The following is an 18,599-nucleotide window of genomic DNA, read 5'->3' on the forward strand; positions in this document are numbered from 1 at the left end:
AAGGCCGCAAGCCGTTGATTGCGGCTGCGACACCTCACCCGGGCAGCTGCCGTCCTCCCGACCTTTCTCGCCGAGGCGTTTCGCCAGTCACACGGCGTCCATCTCGATTTGCGAGCATATTTCGGATGATGCACATATAGGTTGTGGATCGGCCGTCTTCTTTGCTAGGCTGCGCCGGTCGGCCCCGCGGCCGGATGGCCTCTCGCCGGAAAGCCGTCGCGGGATCGGTGCCGGTGGCGTTTCCGGCGATCCTCGGAACGGAGAGGGACGACACGGCTTCGATGAGCGGATCGCTTCTGCAACAGACACGTATCGGCGAATTGACGACGCCGTTCGGCGAAGACGTTCTGGTTCTCCACCGGCTGACCGGGACGGAAGCGGTCAGCGAAAATTTCGATCTGCGGGTCGACGCCCTGTCGAAACAGCCCGATCTCGATTTTTCCGCGGCGATCGGCGAACATTCGACCGTTCGCCTCAACACGATCCGCGACGGCGTCCGCTTCTTCGACGGCATCCTCACGGATGCCGAATGGCTCGGTGCGGAAGAAGGCGCCTATCGCTACCAGTTGACCCTGAGGCCTTGGTTCGAACTCCTCGGCCACCGCGTCGACCGGCTGATCTTCCACGAGATGACGGCGCCCGACATCGTCTCGAAGGTGTTTTCCGCCCATGGCGGCCTCGCCCGATTCGAAAAGCGGCTGACGAGATCCTATCCGACGCTGGAATACACGGTGCAGTTCGAGGAGAGCGATCTCGACTTCTGCCGCCGGCTCATGGAAGCGCACGGCATCGCCTATTATTTCAGGCACGGCCGCGGGGAACACACGCTGGTCATGGCGGACGGCATTTCCGGCTACGATCCGGTGCCGGGCTCCGTCCGCAACTATTATCCGCTCGATCGCCAGTACCGGCGCCCCGAGGAGCATCTCTCGCGCATCGTCGCCGGACGGCGCTTCACCCACGGCCGCACCACGCTGAACGACTACGACTTCAAGAAACCCGGTGCCGACCTCAGGTCGGAGCGCCGGGGCGACAGCGATTTTGCCCATGGCGACCTCGAGGTCTACCGCTTCCCCGGCCGCTATACCGAGCGGGGGGCCGGCGAGGATCTGGCGCGCGCCAGGATCGAGGCGACGCGCGCGCTCGACCGGCAGATGACGATGGAAGGCGACTGCATGAGCCTCTCGCCCGGCCACCTCGTCACCCTCGCCAACCATCCGACCGGCTCGCTCAACCGCGAATATCTGACGCTGGCGGCGAGCCACCACTACCGGGCCGAGGACTATATCAGCGGCGCCTCGGGAGGCGAGGATTCCTACGAGGGCGCCTACACCGTCCTTCCCGCCGACATCCCCTTCCTGCCGCTCTGTGCGACGCCCCGACCCAGAGCGCCCGGGCCGCAGACGGCAAAGGTGGTCGGCAAAGGCGAGATCGACTGCGACGAGCACGGCCGCATCCTCGTCAGGTTCCACTGGGACCGCCAGGGGGACCGGTCGATGCGCTGCCGGGTGACCCAGGTCTGGGCCGGCAAGGGCTTCGGCGCCATCTTCATTCCCCGGGTGGGCATGGAGGTGATCGTCGAATTTCTCGACGGCGATCCGGATCGGCCGGTGGTCACCGGCTGCGTCTACAACGGCGACAACGAGCCGCCCTACCCGCTCGACGACAAGAAGACCATCGCCGGGTGGAAATCCAACTCGACGGTCGGCGGCGGGGGCTACAACGAGTTCGCCATCGACGATACCAGCGGCGACGAGCTGGTCCGCCTGCACGCCCAGCACGATCTCGAGGCGAAGGTCTTGAACAACGAACGCCGCCAGGTACTGAACGACCGCACGAGCGGCATCGGCCACGACGACACGCTCGATGTCGGCCGGGACCTCACCGTCACCGCCGGCCGGCGCATCACGCTTCGGGTCGGCGCGAGTTCCATCGTCATGGAGGGCCAGTCGATCATCATCCAGTCGCCGAACGTCGAGATCAGAGCATCGCAGGAATTCACCTCGAAAGCGGGCTTGAACTCGGAGCACCAGGCCGGGATGACGATGGACATCAAGGGCGCCCTGGTGAAGATCAACACATGATCGAGCCCCGCCAAGCGAGCCTTACCTCCGACGGGGCCGGCGGAAATCTGCCGGGGACGCGGCGTCCCGACCTGGCGATCCTGGCCCGGGACGTGTTTTCGGCAAGTCCCGCCATAGCCGACGACATGCGGGCCCGGCCCGGCGGCGAGACCAGCCCGCAGTTTCTCGCCCGGCTGATGTCCTCCACCACCCCGGAGGAAGCCGTGACCTTCTGCGCCTATCTGTTGCCGCCGGCCGCGGCCGTCGCCTGGGGCCATCGCTGCCTTGCGGCGCGTCCGCCGACGGACGGCCGGTCCGACGCCCGCCTCGTGGCACTGATCGCGGCGTGGCTCGCCGAATCTTGGGGCGATCTCAACCGCGAGGTGCTGCGGCGGGAGATCCTCGCCATCGCCGAGGCATCGCGGCCGCGGAGCCCGGCCGTCTGGATCTCTCTCGGTCTCGGCTGGAGCTCGGGCAGCATTTCGACGCCGGGACTGCCGGAGGTGTCGGCGCCTGCCTTCGCCACTCCGCGGGCGATCAACGCCGGCATTCTCGGTCTCCTCGCCCGGAGCGAGATTGCCGCACGCGCCGCGACGCTTGACGAATTCGTCACCTTCGCGCGGCGCATCGCGGCAGCGATCGTCGCCGGCGAAGACCTTCCGCCGCAGCGGTGAGAGGAGCAGGTGGAGCATGCGCATCGAACTCGTCGTCGAAAATCTCGACAGGCTGGACAATGGCGGACCGACTGGGTTTTCCGCCACCGACCGCTCCTTCGAAATCGGCCGCGAGCCGCCGCGCGACTTCGTGCTGCCCGATCCCGAACGCATGATCTCCAGCCGCCACTGCGAGGTGCGCTTCGAAGGCGGCGGCTTTCTCCTCATCGACCATTCCACCAACGGCACCTTCGTCAACGGCTCGGACAGCCGCCTCGCCCGCCCGAAGCGGCTCGAGACCGGCGACCGCATCCAGATCGGCCACTACGTCCTCGCGGTCAGGATCGAGGCTGGCAGCGGCGGCTGGGACGAGGGGCCGTCTCCTCTCTCCCTTCCCGCCGGCCCGGGGCGCGGCAAGCCGCTCCCTCCGCCCCTTGAAGGCAATGGCGCGGCAATGGGGAACCCTTGGGCGATCGACGGACCCGTCGCGCCGCCGGTCGACCTGCAACCGCCGCGCCGGCCGAACCCGCCGGCCTTCGAGCAGGAGGCCTTCAGCTTCGACGTGCAGGGAGCGGCCGGGGCACCGGCCGGACCGGCCGGCGGATCGTCTCCCGACTGGTCGAGCCCTCCCGATGGACCGGCCCCAAGGAGCGGGGTCGAGGCTTTTCCCGGGGAGCGGCATGAGGCCAACGAGGAATTCGATCGATCCCCGCCTCGCGGCGAAAGCGACGACGATCCGTTCGAGATCAACGCACCGGCGCCCTCCCCCGAGCCGCCGTCCATGCCCGCCGCTGCCGCGTGGCCGCGACCGGCGGGCGACCGTCGCAGCCTCGCGGCGACGCCGCCCGATCCGCGACCCATCGCCTGGCAGGACATGCCGCCGAGACCGGCTGCCCCGCCGGACATGGCAGGCTCGGCGCAACGCCTCGCCTCGCCCGCGGGAACCGATGCCGACACGCTGCTTTCGGCGATCGCCTTGGCGGCGGGCCTCGATCCCGGCGCCTTCGCCAAGCGCCCGCCGAAAGACGCCGCCCGGGAGATCGGTGTGCTTCTCGGCGTCGTCGCAAAGGGCGTCGGCGATCTGTTGAAGATGCGAGCCAAGGCGAAGACCCTCACCCGCAGCGCCGATCGCACGACGATCGAGGCCGCCGGCAACAACCCGCTGAAATTCTCGCCGACGGCCGAGGCCGCTCTCACCAGGATGTTCGGCAGCGCGGGGCACGACTACCTGTCGGCGCAGGAGAGCTTCGAGGAAGCCTTCCGCGATCTTTCCGAACACGAACTGATCACCTTCGCGGCCATGCAGAAGGCCCTGAAGCGGCTGATCGACGACCTTTCGCCCGAAGCGGTCATGGCGCGGGTACCGACTTCGGTCGTGCCGTTCTCCAAGAAGGCGCAGGCCTGGGACGTCTTCGTCAACCGCTGGGACGCCAAGACGGAACCCTTCGAGCACGGCATGCTCGACGTCTTCCTGCAGTATTTCCGGGAGAGCTACGACGACGGCGCCCGGGCGCGTCGGCGCGGATAGCGCATGATTGGAAAAGCGGGAATCGATATTTCCGGGAGGGCTACCGGCGAAGCGAAAGCCGCTCGCACCCCCTGCCCGACTTGTCGGCACCGCTGCACCGGCGGATCGTCACTTCGCCATCTTCGTGCCATGTGCCAAGCCTCGGGGCCAGGGTCCCCCGTCATGGCGCGACTCCCGCAGAACCGAAACGTCCCCCGCGAGCAGGTCCCCCTCGCTCCCGACGAAGAAAATCGCCGAACCGTATACCACCATAGCCTCACGGGACGCATTGCATGGCGCGGCACAAGCCGGTATGAGACCGGCCCACGGCCATTCGAGCCATTGGGGCGTCGCCAAGTGGTAAGGCAGCGGCTTTTGGTGCCGCCATTCGCAGGTTCGAATCCTGCCGCCCCAGCCAGACCCATCTAAGCTATTGAAATACTGATCGATCCGTTCCAGCTGGGGAGCCATTCCGCCAAATGGGACACACGACTGTGACACAACCGTGTGACACGGAGTGTGAAATGGGGATCACGACAGGTCTCGAACGACGCGGCGCCGTCTACTATTGGCGCAAGCGCCTGCCAGATGGGCTCGCCGGGCGAATCGGGCTGACGCATGTTAAGCTCAGTCTCCGAGCTCGTGAGGTTCAGGAGGCACGCTATCTGGCGCTTGTCTGGACGGTATGGCCGCCGAATTGCTGATGAGCGAACTTCCTGAGATCACACGAGAGCAACTACAGTCGCTCTTCCGCAACCGTTAGCCGATCCAAGATTTCCGGCCGACTTCGACGGGCGATCACATCCGTGAGAACGGAAGACAACGACAGCAACTGCAAGCAGTGGTTCGACACCCGATCACCGCCTTCCCGCACGGTCAAGCTATCCGCGGGGCGGTGGCCACGAGCAGGAAGGAGACTGTCACCTCCTTAGCAGTGATCGTCGGAAACCTGCCCTTCGGGTTCCGCCCATCGCAACCCTCAGTCGAATTTTGGGAACATCGAAGGCCGGCGTGCGTCAAGACGTGCAAAGGGCAGTGAATTGCCGAGCAGCAGGTCTAAACTACTGCCGCTTACGGTGCGCGAGACTCTCCATGCGATCTGCACCAAACCTGCATCTTTCCTCGACTGGCTGGCAATAGACATCTCGCGCAACCAGGAGGCCGCGCATGATCGTCCGAAATTTCTTCATCGTTTGCATTGTCTGCGGTGCCTTCGCCGTCTTGTTCGCCAAACTCGTCAACTACCAGCAGCACCACGACAATATGCAGCGGTTCGACCAGCCGTTCCGGCTGAGGTAGCCTCTGGACATCGAGTGGAGGTCGGGAAGTCCTTCGTCCTACGGGACGGAGCAGACGGCTGGAAACTATGCGTCCTTGCGCCCTTGGGCTAGGTCACGGTCTTGAATGCCATCTCGAACAAAGCACCGCCGCTCTGCGAAGGACGGTAGCGGACGCACCCGCCGTGCGCTTCGACGATGGCGCGGACCACCGAAAGGCCGAGCCCGTTGCCGCCCAGTTCGCGCGACCGGATCGCATCGCCTCGCACGAAGGGATCGAAGATGCGCGTCGCTTTGTCCGGCGGAAGGCCCGGCCCCTCGTCGGCGACGCCGAGCACCGTCTCCCCGCCGCTCTGCCTCAGCGAGATCCTGATCGCACCGCGCATGGCATAGCGCCGTGCATTGGTGATGAGAGCGAGAAGGGCCTGCCGCACGCGCGTCGCGTCGACTTCGACCGTGACGTCCGACAGGTCGAGCGCGAGCGCGAAGCCCTGGGCCCTCAGCTCGGGAGCCAGCAGCTCGGCCATCTCGCGGATCTCCTTGGCGAGGTGAACGCGCTCGAGGCGCAGGTCGAGATGGCCGCTGTCGGCGAGTGTGACCGTGCGCAGATCCTCGACGAGCCGCGCCAGGCTGTCCACTTGGAGGACCAGCCCCCGGAGCGAACGCTCGTCCGGGTCGAACACACCGTCGATCATGCCCTGGAGGCGGCCTTTCAGGATGGTCAGCGGCGTACGCAGTTCGTGCGCGATCGTGGCGTTCCAGAGCGCCATGTCGGCGGCCATGTCCTGAAGGCGCTGCGCCATGGTGTTGAAGTCGTCGATGAGCGTCGCGATCTCGCCGAGCGAGCGGTCGCCGGGCGAGGCCCGCGCCGACAGATCGCCTTCCGCGATACGCCGGGCGCTTCGAGCAAGCGCCTCCAAGGGCTCCAGGATGCGCCGCGCGAGACGCAGGGCGACCACGGCCGCGACCGGCAGAGCGACGAGGATGGAGGCTCCCAAAATTGCGAGGTCGGTCGCGGTGAGCCATTCGTCCCCACTGTCCAGCCGTGGATAGAAGGCGATGATCACCGTGTAGGCGAGATAGGTCCCGAAGAAGACGAGGGTCCCGGCCGTCACGGTGATGGCGGACATGGCCAGGAGGATCTGACGGCTCAGCCCGGCGCGAAGCTTCATGACCTTCACGCCGTCAGGCGGTAGCCGACGCCGCGCACGCCGGGCAGGAGCCCCTGCGCGCCCGCCTGCTCCAGCTTCTTGCGCAGCTTGCTGAGATGGCTGTCCACCGTGCGGTCGAGCGCGTCCGAACCCGGCAGGCAGGCATCCACCAGCTCGCTCCGGGTGAACACCTTCGTCGGGCTGCGCGCCATGTGGGCGAGAATGCGGAACTCGGTCAGCGTCAGCGCGAGGGGCGCGTCGCCGAGGCTCGCCTGGTAGGCGTCGAGATCGATCGAGAGCTCCCCGACCCGCAAGACGCCCGCCGCGCTCGCCAATCCCGACCGACGGAGCACCGCCTTCGCCCGCGCCACGACCTCGATCGGGTTGAACGGTTTCACCACGTAGTCGTCCGCCCCGATCCGCAGTCCTTGCAGGCGGTCGATGTCCTTGTCGAGCGCGGTGATCATGATGGCCGGCGTCGAGCCCCGGCGGCGCAGTTCGGCCAGCACCTCCCATCCATCGAGGCGCGGCATGGTGACGTCGAGAAGCACGAGGTCGGGCTTCAGCGCGAGGTGTAGGTCGAGCGCGGTGCGGCCGTCCCGTGCCTTGACCGTACGGAAGCCCTCGCGCACCAGATAGGCGTCGAGAATGGCGCAGATCTCCTCGTCGTCCTCGGCGATTAGGACAAGGGCTGTCATGGCGGGCGTTCTCCTTGACCATTGGATGCCATCCGGCACGGCGGCCGTCGAGCGCCCCGGCGCGTTCTCCACGAAACCGCAACCTATTCTGCACGCGGCGCCAACGGAACGGGCCGATAGGAGCGTCGTCGTCTGGACGCGACGAGACCGTTGCCATGGAGACACCGCAATGCCGACCCTGCGCCGCTTCTCGATCCCCGCCTGTCTCGGCGCCGCCGCGCTGCTGCTCGCTGCCTGCTCGAAGGGCGAAACAGGCACGGCGCAGGCGGCCCCGCCCGCTGATCCGCCGCCTGTCGCCGTGGTCACGGTCGAACCGCGCCGGGTGGTCGTCACCGACGAGCTGCCGGGCCGCGTCTCGGCGCTGCGCACCGCCGAGATCCGCCCTCAGGTTTCCGGCATCATCCAGAAAGTTCTGTTCACCGAAGGTTCCGAGGTGACGGCCGACCAGCCGCTGTTCCAGATCGACCCCGCCCCGCTCGCCGCCGACGTCGAGGCGGCGAGTGCCGTTCTCGCACGGGCGCAAGCCGACCTTCTCAACGCGAACCTCAAATACGAGCGTGTCCAGGCGCTGTCGGCCACGCGCACGGCGAGCGCCGCCGCGCTGGGCGACGCCACGGCCGCGCTCGCCCAGGCCAAGGCGAGCGTCGCCGAGGCGACGGCCAACCTGACGCGCCGCAGGCTGGAGCTGGCGCATGCCACCGTCCGAAGCCCGGTCCCCGGGCGGATCGGTCAGGCTCTCACCACCGAGGGCGGCCTCGCCACGGCCGGCGGCGCAACGGCACTCGCCGTCGTCCAGCAGCTCGACCGAGTCTATCTCGACGTGCGCCAGCCCTCGATCCGTCGCGAGGCTCTGGAGGACATGGTGGCGAGCGGGCGCAGCGAGGAGGCCGGCACGCTGGCCGTAGACATCCTGACGATCGCGGGCAAACCTTACGAGTTTCCCGGCAAGGTCCTGTTCTCCGACAGCACGGTCGATCCGGGCACCGGCAGCATTGGCCTGCGGGTCGAAGTGCCCAATCCCTATCGCCAGCTCCTGCCCGGCATGTATCTGCGCGCCAAGGTGCCGAGCGCCGTCTATCCCGCAGCGCTCACTGTGCCGCAGCAGGCGGTTCAACGGGACGCGTCGGGCCAGCCGCAACTCGCGGTTCTGGGACCCGACAACACCGCTACCCTCCGAGCGGTCGAGCTCGGTCCCCTGGTCGAGCGGCACTACGTGATTCTGTCCGGTCTTTCTGCCGGGGAGACCGTCCTCGTCGAGGGGCAGGATCGCGCCGAGCCGGGCCGTCCGCTCGCTCCCGTCCCCTACCAGCCCGCCGCATCCTCGCCCGAAGGCTGAAAGCTCTCCCATGCCGCAATTCTTCATCGACAGGCCGGTCTTCGCCTGGGTCGTCGCGATATTCATCACACTGGCGGGGCTTGCGGCGATCCCGCAGCTTCCCGTCTCGCGCTTTCCGGTGATCGCGCCGCCGAGCGTCAGCATCAATGCGACCTATACCGGCGCCGGCCCGCAGACCGTCGCCGACAGCGTGGTCGCGCCGATCGAGCGCGAACTGACGGCGGTCAAGAACCTCCTCTATTTCGAGTCTTCGGCGGACGCATCGGGCAATGCCAGCGTCACCGTGACCTTCAAGCCCGGCACCGATCCGGAGATGGCCCAGATCGACGTGCAGAACCGCCTGAAGGCTGTCGAGCCGCGCCTGCCCGAGCCCGTGCGCCGCGCCGGCCTCTCGGTCGAGGCCGCCTCGTCCGGCTTCCTGATGATCGTGACGCTGCGCTCCGAGGGCGGCAAGGTGGCCACGCTGGCGCTCGAGGACTATCTTGCGCGGAGCCTGTCGCCTGAGCTCAAGCAGGTGGCGGGGGTCGGCCGCGTCCAGTCCTTCGGCTCGGAGGCAGCGATGCGCGTCTGGGTCGATCCCGCCCGCCTCGTATCCTACTCGGTCTCGATGGCCGAGATCGTCCAGGCCATCCAGACGCAGAACGTCCAGGTGGCGCCGGGGCGGCTCGGCGAGCCGCCGACCGTTCCCGGCCAGGCGGTCAGCGTGCCCCTGACCCTCAGCGGCCAGTTGGAGACGCCCGAGGAATTCTCCGCCATCGTTCTGCGCGCCGACCCGGACGGCTCGAAGCTGACGCTCGGCGACGTGGCGACGGTCGAGGTCGGCCCGCAGAGCATGGGCTTCTCGATCTTCGACGACGGCAAGCCCGCGACGGCCGCCGCGATTCAGCTTTCGCCCGGCGCCAACGCCGTCAGCACCTCGGAGGGCGTGCGCGCCCGCCTCGCCGAGCTCGCTCCCTCGATGCCGGAGGGCATTTCCTACGCCATCTCCTACGATACCGCCCCCTTCGTGAAGCTCTCGATCGCCAAGGTCGTCCAGACGCTCGGCGAGGCGATGGTGCTGGTATTCCTGATCATGCTCCTGTTCCTGCAGAACGTGCGCTATACGCTGATCCCGGCAATCGTCGCGCCGATCGCGCTCCTCGGCACTTTCGCGGTGATCTGGGGGATCGGATACTCGGTCAACGTGCTCACCATGTTCGGCATGGTGCTGGCGATCGGCATCATCGTGGACGACGCGATCGTCGTGGTGGAGAACGTCGAGCGCCTGATGGCGAGGGAGGGCTTGTCCCCGCGCGAGGCCACGCGCCGTGCCATGCGCGAGATCACCGGCGCAGTAGTCGGCATCACCCTCGTCCTGACGGCGGTGTTCCTCCCCATGGGCCTTGCGACCGGCTCGATCGGGGCGATCTACCGGCAGTTCACGGTCTCGCTCGCGGTATCGATCCTGTTCTCGGCCTTTCTGGCCCTCAGTCTGACGCCCGCGCTCTGCGCCACGATCCTGAAGCCGGTCACGGCCCATCACGAGCGCCGAGGCTTCTTCGCCTGGTTCAACCGGGGCTTCGATCGGCTGACGGGTCGCTATGTCACGTGGGTCGGTTGGCTGGTGAGGCGGGGCGCCCGCGTCATGCTGGTCTACGGCGCAATCGTCGGCGCGCTGGCGCTGAGCTTCGGCGCATTGCCAACAGCCTTCGTGCCGGACGAGGACCAGGGCACCTTCATGACCTCCTTCACCCTGCCGGCCGACGCGACGGCCGAGCGCACGCGCAAGCTGGTGGAGCGTTACGACGCCCATGTCGCGACGCGCCCCGACATCGCGGGCAACCTCTCGATCATGGGCTTCGGCTTCTCTGGCTCGGGATCGAACGCCGCCATGGCCTTCACGAGCCTGAAAGACTTCGACGAGCGGACCGGCGACACGGACACCGAAGTGGAGGCGGCAACGAGGGCGATGGCGCAAGCAACCGAGGGTGAGGTTCTCGTGATGAAGCCGCCGGCCATCGAGGAGCTCGGCACGACCTCAGGTTTCGCCCTGCGCCTCCTCGACCGAGCGGGCCGCGACGCCGCGGCGCTGCAGGCGTCGTCCGAGACGCTGGTGGACCTCGCGGCCAAAAGCGCGCTCCTCCAGAACGTGCGCGTCGACGGCCTGCCGAGCGGCCCGACGGTGAAGCTCGACATCGACCGGCAGAAGGCCGGGGCGCTGGGCCTGTCCTTCTCCGCCATCACCGACGCCCTCGGTGCGGCCATGGGCTCGACCTATGTCAACGACTTCCCGCGCGCCGGCCGCCTTCAGCAGGTCATCGTCCAGGCGCGAGCGGAGGACCGCATGCAGGTCGAGGACGTCCTCAAGCTTCACGTGCGCAACGACAAGGGCGGCATGGTGCCCCTCTCGGAGGTGGTGACGCCCACATGGTCGCTCGGACCGCTCCAACTCAGCCGCACCAACGGCTATCCCTCGCTGAGCATCTCCGGCGATGCCGCGTCCGGCGTGTCGAGCGGTGATGCCATGAAAGAGATGGAGCGGCTCGCCGCCGAGCTTCCCGGAGGATTTGCCGTGGAATGGGTCGGCCAGTCCTTTCAGGAGCGTCAGTCGGGCGCCGAGGCGCCGATCCTCCTCGCAGCCTCCTTCGTGGTCGTCTTCCTCGTTCTCGCGGCTCTCTACGAAAGCTGGGCGATTCCGCTCTCGGTCATCCTGGTGGTGCCGCTCGGCATCGTCGGCGCCGTGGCTGCGGTGCATCTGAGGGGATTGGAGAACGACGTATTCTTCAAGGTCGGGCTCATCACGCTGATCGGCCTGTCGGCCAAGAACGCGGTCCTGATCGTGGAGTTCGCCCGCAAGCTGCGGGGTGAGGGCATGAGTCTGGCGGAGGCGGCGGTCGAGGCGGCGCGCCTGCGCCTGCGGCCGATCGTCATGACCTCGCTCGCCTTCACCCTCGGCATCGTGCCGCTCGTGATCGCCAAGGGCCCGAGTTCCGAGACGCAGAACGCGCTCGGCACCGGCCTCTTCGGCGGCATGATCTCGGCCACCGTCCTCGCCGTCCTGTTCGTGCCGGTCTTCTTCGTCCTCGTCATGCGCCTCGCCGAGCGCAAGGCCAGGGATCGGATCGAGCCGAGCCCGGCGCCCGCCGGAGAATGACCGTCCGGTGCAGGGCGATCCCCGCCGAGGCCGGGCCCGCACCCGCGCCCCAAAAATCCTCTTCCAATTCTGGAGACCTCCCATGACTGCCATTCCGGCACCCGGCCGCATCACCCTCGACGTCGCGTCCGAAGCCGACCTGCCCCGCTTCCGCAAGGATCTTCAGGACGCCTTCGCGATCGCGGTCGTGGACACGTTCGGATCGGTGGACAAGGGACCGATCCCGCTCGACGAGGAGGTTGCCGCCTCCTTCGACGCACCGAACGCGGTGGTTCACCGCATCCTCGAGGACGGGCGCTGGGTCGGCGGCGCCGTCGTCTCGATCGATGCGGAGACGCGCCACAATTCGCTCGATCTCCTCTTCGTGCGCGCAGACGAGTTGGGCCGCGGCATCGGTCGCAAGGCGTGGGCGGCGATCGAGGAGCGCTACCCGGAGACGGAGGTCTGGACGACCCACACGCCATACTTCGAAAAACGCAACATCCACTTCTACGTCAATGTCTGCGGCTTCCAGATCACCGCATACTACCATGCCGGCCACCCGAACCCGCACCGTCCGGATGATCCGGAACTGCCCGGCGACGGCGGAATGTTCCGCTTCGAGAAGCGTTGACCTGCCACTGAGTGTTTCCTCCATCTCAGATTAGAGATCGAAGGAAGGAGTGAGGAAGCGGAAGCGAATTACGCAAGAGCAGATCATCACAGTTCTGCGTGAGCACGAGGCATGTGCGAAGGCGGGCGACCTGGCCCGCCAGCACGGCGTCTGCGAGGCGACGTTATATAACTGTAAGGCGAAGTATGGCGGGATGAACGTCTCCGACGCCAAGCGCCCGAAGGCCCTGGGCGGCCCTGAACCCGTCCACTTTTCGGGCCAGATCGCCTTCGTCTGGACCGCAGGTCCAGACAAGATCATCGCCGCCGTCAAGCGTGGGGACACCAAGCGTCGGATTCAGTCCACTGGATGTTCAGTCCCGCAATGTGGTGGCGTGGAGTTCCCGTCAGAAGACCTTCCCCCGCGCGGTCACCGGCCACAGCGTCTCGACGGTCTGCCCGCGCACGGCAACGAACCAGTCGTGGAGATTGCAGGTCGGGTCGCAATGGCCTGGGACGAGCTTGATCCTTTCGTTGATGTCGAGTTCGCCGCCGTCGACCGCAAGGACGCCATGTTCGTCGGACGCGCCGGTGTATCGCACGCCTGGCTTGTCGAAGACCCTCGGGAGGCCGCTGTCGACAGCCAGAGCTTTCAAGCCGGCGTCGCAGACTGCGCGTTCGCGCGTCGGAAGGCTCAGGACGGAGGTCAGGACGAAGAGCGCATTCTCGAACCCGCCGACCCTCCCGCCGTCCTCCGCCCGGATCTTCTCATAGTCCGCATCCATGAAGACGTAGGAGCCGCATTGAAGCTCGTTGTAGACGCCGGACCGCGCCTCGAACGGGAAGCTCCCCGTTCCGGCTCCCCCGACGATGTCGCAATCGAGGCCAGCGTCCCGGATGAGGGAAACCGTCCGGGCGGTGACGTCGGCGGCCGCCGCGATCGCGGCGGCTCTTTCGGCTGGATCGGCGATGTGCTGGGCGGGTCCGTGATAGGCCTGCAGGCCGGCAAAACGCAGAGCCTTCGCCCCCGCGATCGCCAGCGCCAGCCGCACGGCCGGCGGGCCGGGCTCGATGCCGCAGCGGCCGGCGCCGCAATCGATCTCCACCAAGGCTTCGATCGTGACGCCGTGGCGCTGCGCTGCCTGTGACAGCGGCTCGACATTCTCAGGAGCGTCGACGCAGACGATGATGCGGGCTCGCGTGGCGAGCCGGGCCAGCCGGTCGATCTTGACCGGATCGCGAACCTCATTGGTCACCAGGATGTCGGTGATGCCGGCGCGCACCATGGCCTCGGCTTCCGAGACCTTCTGGCAGCAGATCCCGCAGGCCCCGCCCTGGCTCATCTGCAGCCTTGCGACGTCAGCCGACTTGTGGGTCTTCGCATGTGCCCGCAGGCGCATTCCGGCAGTCTCGGCAAAGCCGCGCATCCGGGCGAGATTGCGCTCCAAGGCATCAAGGTCGACGACCAGGGCCGGCGTCTGGATCTCGCCCGACGCCATACCCGGCAGAGCCGGCACGTCGTAACCGAGCTCGAGCTCTGACAGATCAGCCATTTTGCCATTTTCCTTCTGCCATGACATATGCATCCTCATGCTGGAACGCGATGTCGTCGCAATTTCATAAAGCTGCATAACAAATGGGTTTCAGTCATTTGTCGAGACCGGGCGAGCGTTTTTCGGCCGCCGAGCTGACGCCGAGCGCACGCGCCGTGTTTCGCAGCCTCGTGGCGAGCGGCCCCTCGACCCGGCCGCAGATCGGGGAGCAGCTGGCGCTGTCGCGGCCGACCATGTCCGCCTCGATCGGCGAACTGGAGCGGCTCGGCTATGTCGAGAAGGTCGGCGAGTCGCAGGGCAGCCCGGGCGCAAGGCGGCGCTCTACCGGGTCGGCGCCGGTGCCGGCCACGTGACGGCGGTCGATGCGGGCTCGACCCATGTGCGGCTGCGGGTGGCGACGCTCGATCACCGGCTGCTGCACAGCCGCACCTACAGGCTTCCCGCCAGCCATCGGCTGATGAACGAAGAGATCAGCCGGGCCGTCGCCGAGGAGTTCGCGGCGGCAGCCGGCGAGACGGAGGCGACATGGGGGCCGCTGCGGGCCATCGGCATCGCCCTGCCCTCGCGGGTGGTCGTCGACGGCGCCGAGCGCGCCTCCACCCGCCAGGACGAACTCTTCACCCATTTCGCGCCGCCGGACGGCCCCGAACTGGTGCTGGAAAACAACGTCAACTGCGCCGCCGTCGCCGAGAACGTCTATGGCGTCGCGCAGGGCCGGGAAGACTTCGCCTATATCCAGATCGGCCTCAAACTCGGCATGGGGCTGATGCTGGGGGGACGACTGATTCGCGGGCGCAACGGGGCGGCCGGCGAGATCGGCCACCTCGCCTATCCCTTCGCGCCCGGCCACACCCCGGTCGCCGGCGAGGCCGAAACCTATCTCGGCACGGAAATGCTGATGCAGCGGGTGCGCCAGGCGTGGCCGACGGCGGCGGCGGCTCCAGAAGACGCCGGCGCACTGTTCCTGCGGGCTGAAAACGGCGACGCCGTCGCCCGGGATCACGTGGAGCGGCATGCCGCCGATATCGGGGCGCTGGTCGCCAGCTGCGTCGCCATCGTCGATCCGGGCCTCGTCGTTCTCGGCGGCGGCGTCGGGACCAGCCAGCTGATCCTGCCGGTTGTGCGGACGGTCGCCAACGCCCTCAGCTATCCGGTGAGCATCGAGACCAGTTCGCTCGGGCCCGATGCCACCGTGCTCGGCATCGAGAAGCTGGCGGTCGACCGCGCACTGGACGTCGTGCTGGCCCAGCCTTCGCTCTAGCGGAGCGACGCACCGAGCCGTCCCGGCGAGCCCATGCCGCCGTGCCCCCATCCGCCCCCGCGGCTGCCGCCCCCACCTCAGATCGCAGGATATGCCGGCCTGGCGTGATCGGCCGACGGGCGATCCACCTAAGATCGGCCGCGGATCGGCCCCAGATGGAGGAACGAACGTTCGACGGGCTTTTCAGCTTGCGCATCCAATTTTGTTTGTTAACATGCCTAACATAAGTCGCGCGGATCCTGCGGCTGAGAGTCTGGTGCAAGTCAAGCAAATGGAGAGCCTCATGCGCAGTTCCGCCATGCTGAAGTCAGCAACCGTCCTCTTGGCCTTCGCGGCCAGTTCCGCCCGGGCGGCCGACGAGCCGGTAACGCTCGAATACTGGGTCTATTCGGACTTCGCCCAGGGCGACGCCCTGGCGCTGCAGCAGACGTTCATTTCCGAGTTCAAGGAAAAGCATCCGAACGTCACCATCAACATTTCCGGACGCGGCGACGACGACCTGACGGCGGGGCAGATCGCCGGCGCCGCCAGTGGCACCTTGCCCGACGTCTTCATGAACGGGCTGGCCGTCGGCGCGCAGCTCGTCGAGGTCGGGGCGCTGTCCAACCTCTACCCGCTGTGGATGGAGATGCCCGAAGAATACCGCGCCCAGTTCGACGCGGACGCGCTGAAGAGCTGCATGCCGAAGCCGGAAGAGCTTTATTGCCTGCCCTATACGGGCTTCGGCGAGATCATGTTCCGCAATCTGACGGTCCTCGAGGAAGCCGGGATCGACACCTCGCAACCGCCGAAGACCTGGGACGAATGGTACGGGCAGATGCAGGCCGTTCAGAAGGCGGGCAAATACGCCGTGCCCGACCAGACGCAGGTCTTCAATTCGGTCGCCAGCACCTATGCGATCGTCGGCGGCATCGACGGCTGGGGCATCGATTTCGCGGCAATGAAGACCAAGATCGATCCCGAGACCTATGCCAAGGTCCTGCAGCTCTTCGTCGACATGGCGCCGCTCAACAGCGGCACCAGCCGCAACGACCAGTCGACCAAGGATCTCTTCATCACCAACCAGCTGGCGTTCCACGTCGTCGGCCCGTGGGTCAATCCGACCTACGAGCAGGCGGCGAAGGAGTCGGGCCTGAAATACGACTTCGTGCTGGTGCCCGGTATGAAGGAAGGCGAGCACGGCGGCATCAAGAGCTACGAGATCGTCGGCGTGGCGCCGGGCGACCACCAGAAGATCGCCTTCGAATTCGCCGCCTACATCACCGAGAAGAACCAGATGGCGCGCTGGGCGAAGCTCCTGTCGCGCTACAACGCCAATGCCGAGGCCATGGCGGATCCGGACGTCGCCGCCCTGCCGCTGATCGAGAAGTCGGTGCAGGCAGTGAAATACGCCGTCGACGTCATGCCCCCCTATTTCGAGGGCGCTTATCCGAACTGCTACCGCTCGATCGTCACCGACAATGCCGCGATGGTCGCCGACGGCGATGCCTCCCCCGAAGAGGGCGCGAAGGAACTGGTCGAGGAGCTCAACGACTGCCTGGCCAACTGAGCGATGAAAGCGCGTCCGGCCCTGCGGCCGGACGCCTGCCCGGGGCAATGACCATGAATTTGAGACATCTGCCACATTATCTGATGGTGCTGCCCTTCGTGGCGCTGTTCGCGGCCTTCTTTCTCTATCCGATCGTCAGCGGCTTCTATTACAGCTTCCACGACTGGAACGCCGTAACCGAGCCGCACTTCGTCGGGCTTGCCAATTACGAGCGGATCGTCGGCTCGCGGGATTTCTCGCGGGCGATGTGGAACCTCGTCACCTACGTCGTCATCACCGTACCGCTCGGCATCGCGGTGGCCTTCGGCCTGGCGCTTCTCGTCGACAGCTTCAGCGGCTTCTGGTCGAACCTTTTCCGCAGCGTTTTCTTCCTGCCCGTCGTCCTGCCCGCCTTCCTGGCGGCGACGATCTGGCGGTGGATGTATGCGCCGAATTTCGGCCTGGTGAACATGGTGCTCGGCTGGTTCGGCTATCCGTCCGTCAACTTCCTCAACGACACCGACACGATGCTCTTCTCGCTGATCGCGGTCGACATCTGGGTGTCTGCAGGCTTCAACATGGTCATCCTCCTCGCCGGGCTGAAGAACATTCCGGTCGATCTCTACGAGGCGGCGCGGCTCGACGGCGCCAGCCGGCTGCAGCAGGTGCGCCACGTCACCATTCCGATGCTGGCGCCGGTGCTGTTCTTCGTCATGACCTACGGTCTGATCTCGGCCCTTCAGGTCTTCGACGTGCCGTGGCTTTTGACCGGCTCGTCCTTCACCAACTACGGCGGCCGGCAGAACGCGCTGCTCTTTCCCGTCATGGACATGATGGGCCGCGCCTTCGGGTCGGTCCGCTTCGGCCAGGCCTCGGCCTACGGCTTCATCCTCACCGCACTGATCATCGTCGTCACCGCCGGGATGTTCGGCCTTCGAGCCATGAGGAGCAAGCCATGACCCTCGCGATCGAGGCGACCGGGAGCCGGCGGAGCCGGTGGTCCTCCATCACGGCTTGGGACTTGTGCCGCTGGGCGATGGCGATCTGCGTGACCATCGTCGTGGTCTTCCCGATCTGGTGGATGGTCAACGTCGTCTTCACCGAGCCCGGGACGCCGGTTTCGATCAACCCGCGGCTCTATCCGACCTCGTTTGCGGCCGGCTGGGACAAGGTCGCGATGATCATGCGGGAGACCGGTTATCTCCACGCCTATTACATGTCGATGGCCTATGCGCTCCTGACCATCGCCGGCGTGCTGCTTCTCGGCTCGATGGCGGCCTTCGAATTCGCCCTGTTCGAATTCCCCGGAAAGCGTCCCCTCTTCGGCCTGATCATGCTGTCTTTGATGGTGCCGACGGCCGTCACCATCATCCCGACCTATCTGCTGACGGCCGAACTCGGCTGGATCAACACGATGCAGGGCCTCGTCGCGCCCGGCCTCGCCTCGGCCTTCGGCCTGTTCCTTTTGGTCGAATTCATGAAGGGCCTGCCGAAGGAGATGATCGAGGCGGCGCGGCTCGACGGGGCGCGGCACTTCCAGATCTACTGGCACGTCGTCCTGCCGCTGACCCGCAACGCCATGGTCACGCTGGCGATCCTCACCTTCATGAAGACCTGGGGCAATTTCATCTGGCCGCTCATCGTTCTGTCGAACGCCGAGAAATACACGGTCAGCCAGGTCGTCGGGCTTTTCAACGCACCCTTCTCCCACCAGACGGTGGACGTGGTGATGACCGCCAATCTTCTGGCGGCCATCCCGCCGCTCCTCTTCTTCCTCATCTTCCAGCGCAAGATCGTCGAGGGCATCGCGATGTCCGGATCGAAGGGCTGAGGATCTACCGAGGCTCA

The 18,599-nt window shown here is 66.6% G+C and carries 16 protein-coding genes, 1 tRNA gene and 1 pseudogene; 15 read left to right on the forward strand and 3 right to left on the reverse strand.

Annotated elements, in window-relative coordinates:
* Positions 1-281: 281 nt before the first annotated feature.
* The 6 genes from GTK09_RS08595 (at position 282) to GTK09_RS27780 (ending at position 5,522) form a co-directional block, all read left to right on the forward strand.
* Positions 282-2,084 (forward strand): type VI secretion system Vgr family protein, encoded by a 1,803-nt coding sequence (locus GTK09_RS08595; RefSeq protein WP_163462725.1) that lies wholly within the window; start codon positions 282-284, stop codon positions 2,082-2,084.
* Entirely contained in the window at positions 2,081-2,737 is a 657-nt protein-coding gene (locus tag GTK09_RS08600) for a DUF6931 family protein (protein ID WP_163462727.1), read from the forward strand. The genes GTK09_RS08595 and GTK09_RS08600 overlap by 4 nt, the downstream gene beginning before the upstream one ends.
* Positions 2,738-2,753: 16 nt before the next feature.
* On the forward strand, positions 2,754-4,244 hold the full coding sequence (tagH, locus tag GTK09_RS08605) for a type VI secretion system-associated FHA domain protein TagH (protein ID WP_163462729.1): 1,491 nt from the start codon (positions 2,754-2,756) through the stop codon (positions 4,242-4,244).
* A 322-nt stretch (positions 4,245-4,566) separates the two neighbouring features.
* Positions 4,567-4,641 (forward strand) — tRNA-Gln (locus tag GTK09_RS08610).
* A gap of 106 nt (positions 4,642-4,747) precedes the next feature.
* Positions 4,748-4,927 carry a DUF6538 domain-containing protein gene (locus tag GTK09_RS28125; protein WP_376767962.1) on the forward strand — a complete coding sequence of 60 codons (180 nt, stop codon included), beginning with the start codon at positions 4,748-4,750 and terminating at the stop codon, positions 4,925-4,927.
* Between the two features lie 463 nt (positions 4,928-5,390).
* Positions 5,391-5,522: a hypothetical protein gene (locus GTK09_RS27780; RefSeq protein WP_281353349.1), complete on the forward strand. Its 132-nt coding sequence runs from the start codon at positions 5,391-5,393 to the stop codon at positions 5,520-5,522.
* An 88-nt stretch (positions 5,523-5,610) separates the two neighbouring features.
* Here GTK09_RS27780 and GTK09_RS08615 read toward each other — a convergent pair whose 3' ends face one another.
* Together GTK09_RS08615 and GTK09_RS08620 are read right to left on the reverse strand one after the other, a co-directional pair.
* Entirely contained in the window at positions 5,611-6,672 is a 1,062-nt protein-coding gene (locus GTK09_RS08615) for an ATP-binding protein (protein ID WP_163462731.1), read from the reverse strand.
* A 5-nt stretch (positions 6,673-6,677) separates the two neighbouring features.
* Positions 6,678-7,349, reverse strand: coding sequence for a response regulator (locus GTK09_RS08620; RefSeq protein ID WP_163462733.1), 672 nt, complete (start codon positions 7,347-7,349; stop codon positions 6,678-6,680).
* Positions 7,350-7,518: 169 nt separating this feature from the next.
* Here GTK09_RS08620 and GTK09_RS08625 point away from each other — a divergent pair, with 169 nt between their 5' ends.
* From GTK09_RS08625 to GTK09_RS08640, 4 genes and pseudogenes are all read left to right on the forward strand, one after another.
* The gene (locus GTK09_RS08625) at positions 7,519-8,685 is read left to right on the forward strand and encodes an efflux RND transporter periplasmic adaptor subunit (RefSeq protein ID WP_163462735.1); all 1,167 of its coding nucleotides are present in this window, start codon (positions 7,519-7,521) and stop codon (positions 8,683-8,685) included.
* A gap of 10 nt (positions 8,686-8,695) precedes the next feature.
* Positions 8,696-11,818: a multidrug efflux RND transporter permease subunit gene (locus GTK09_RS08630; RefSeq protein WP_163462737.1), complete on the forward strand. Its 3,123-nt coding sequence runs from the start codon at positions 8,696-8,698 to the stop codon at positions 11,816-11,818.
* Positions 11,819-11,900: 82 nt separating this feature from the next.
* Positions 11,901-12,431, forward strand: coding sequence for a GNAT family N-acetyltransferase (locus GTK09_RS08635; protein ID WP_163462740.1), 531 nt, complete (start codon positions 11,901-11,903; stop codon positions 12,429-12,431).
* 49 nt (positions 12,432-12,480) lie between these two features.
* A pseudogene (locus tag GTK09_RS08640) lies at positions 12,481-12,660 on the forward strand (transposase); the annotation flags it as partial.
* A 156-nt stretch (positions 12,661-12,816) separates the two neighbouring features.
* Here the strand turns inward: GTK09_RS08640 and GTK09_RS08645 are convergent.
* Positions 12,817-13,962 (reverse strand): DSD1 family PLP-dependent enzyme, encoded by a 1,146-nt coding sequence (locus GTK09_RS08645; protein ID WP_163462742.1) that lies wholly within the window; start codon positions 13,960-13,962, stop codon positions 12,817-12,819.
* An 83-nt stretch (positions 13,963-14,045) separates the two neighbouring features.
* Here GTK09_RS08645 and GTK09_RS27400 point away from each other — a divergent pair, with 83 nt between their 5' ends.
* The 5 genes from GTK09_RS27400 to GTK09_RS08665 all read left to right on the forward strand — a co-directional run bounded on the left by GTK09_RS27400 (position 14,046) and on the right by GTK09_RS08665 (position 18,582).
* The gene (locus tag GTK09_RS27400) at positions 14,046-14,315 is read left to right on the forward strand and encodes a MarR family transcriptional regulator (RefSeq protein ID WP_246217781.1); all 270 of its coding nucleotides are present in this window, start codon (positions 14,046-14,048) and stop codon (positions 14,313-14,315) included.
* On the forward strand, positions 14,312-15,223 hold the full coding sequence (locus GTK09_RS08650; RefSeq protein ID WP_312869724.1) for an ROK family protein: 912 nt from the start codon (positions 14,312-14,314) through the stop codon (positions 15,221-15,223). Before GTK09_RS27400 ends, GTK09_RS08650 begins: the two co-directional genes overlap by 4 nt.
* A gap of 283 nt (positions 15,224-15,506) precedes the next feature.
* Positions 15,507-16,772, forward strand: coding sequence for an ABC transporter substrate-binding protein (locus tag GTK09_RS08655; RefSeq protein ID WP_163462743.1), 1,266 nt, complete (start codon positions 15,507-15,509; stop codon positions 16,770-16,772).
* 53 nt (positions 16,773-16,825) lie between these two features.
* A complete protein-coding gene (locus GTK09_RS08660; protein WP_246217782.1) occupies positions 16,826-17,710 on the forward strand; it encodes a carbohydrate ABC transporter permease in 885 nt (294 codons plus the stop codon).
* Positions 17,707-18,582, forward strand: a complete 876-nt coding sequence (locus GTK09_RS08665; protein WP_163462745.1) for a carbohydrate ABC transporter permease — start codon at positions 17,707-17,709, stop codon at positions 18,580-18,582. The genes GTK09_RS08660 and GTK09_RS08665 overlap by 4 nt, the downstream gene beginning before the upstream one ends.
* Positions 18,583-18,599: the final 17 nt, after the last annotated feature.

The sequence above is a fragment of the Jiella pacifica genome, assembly GCF_010500815.1.
GTDB classification, from domain to species: domain Bacteria; phylum Pseudomonadota; class Alphaproteobacteria; order Rhizobiales; family Rhizobiaceae; genus Jiella; species Jiella pacifica.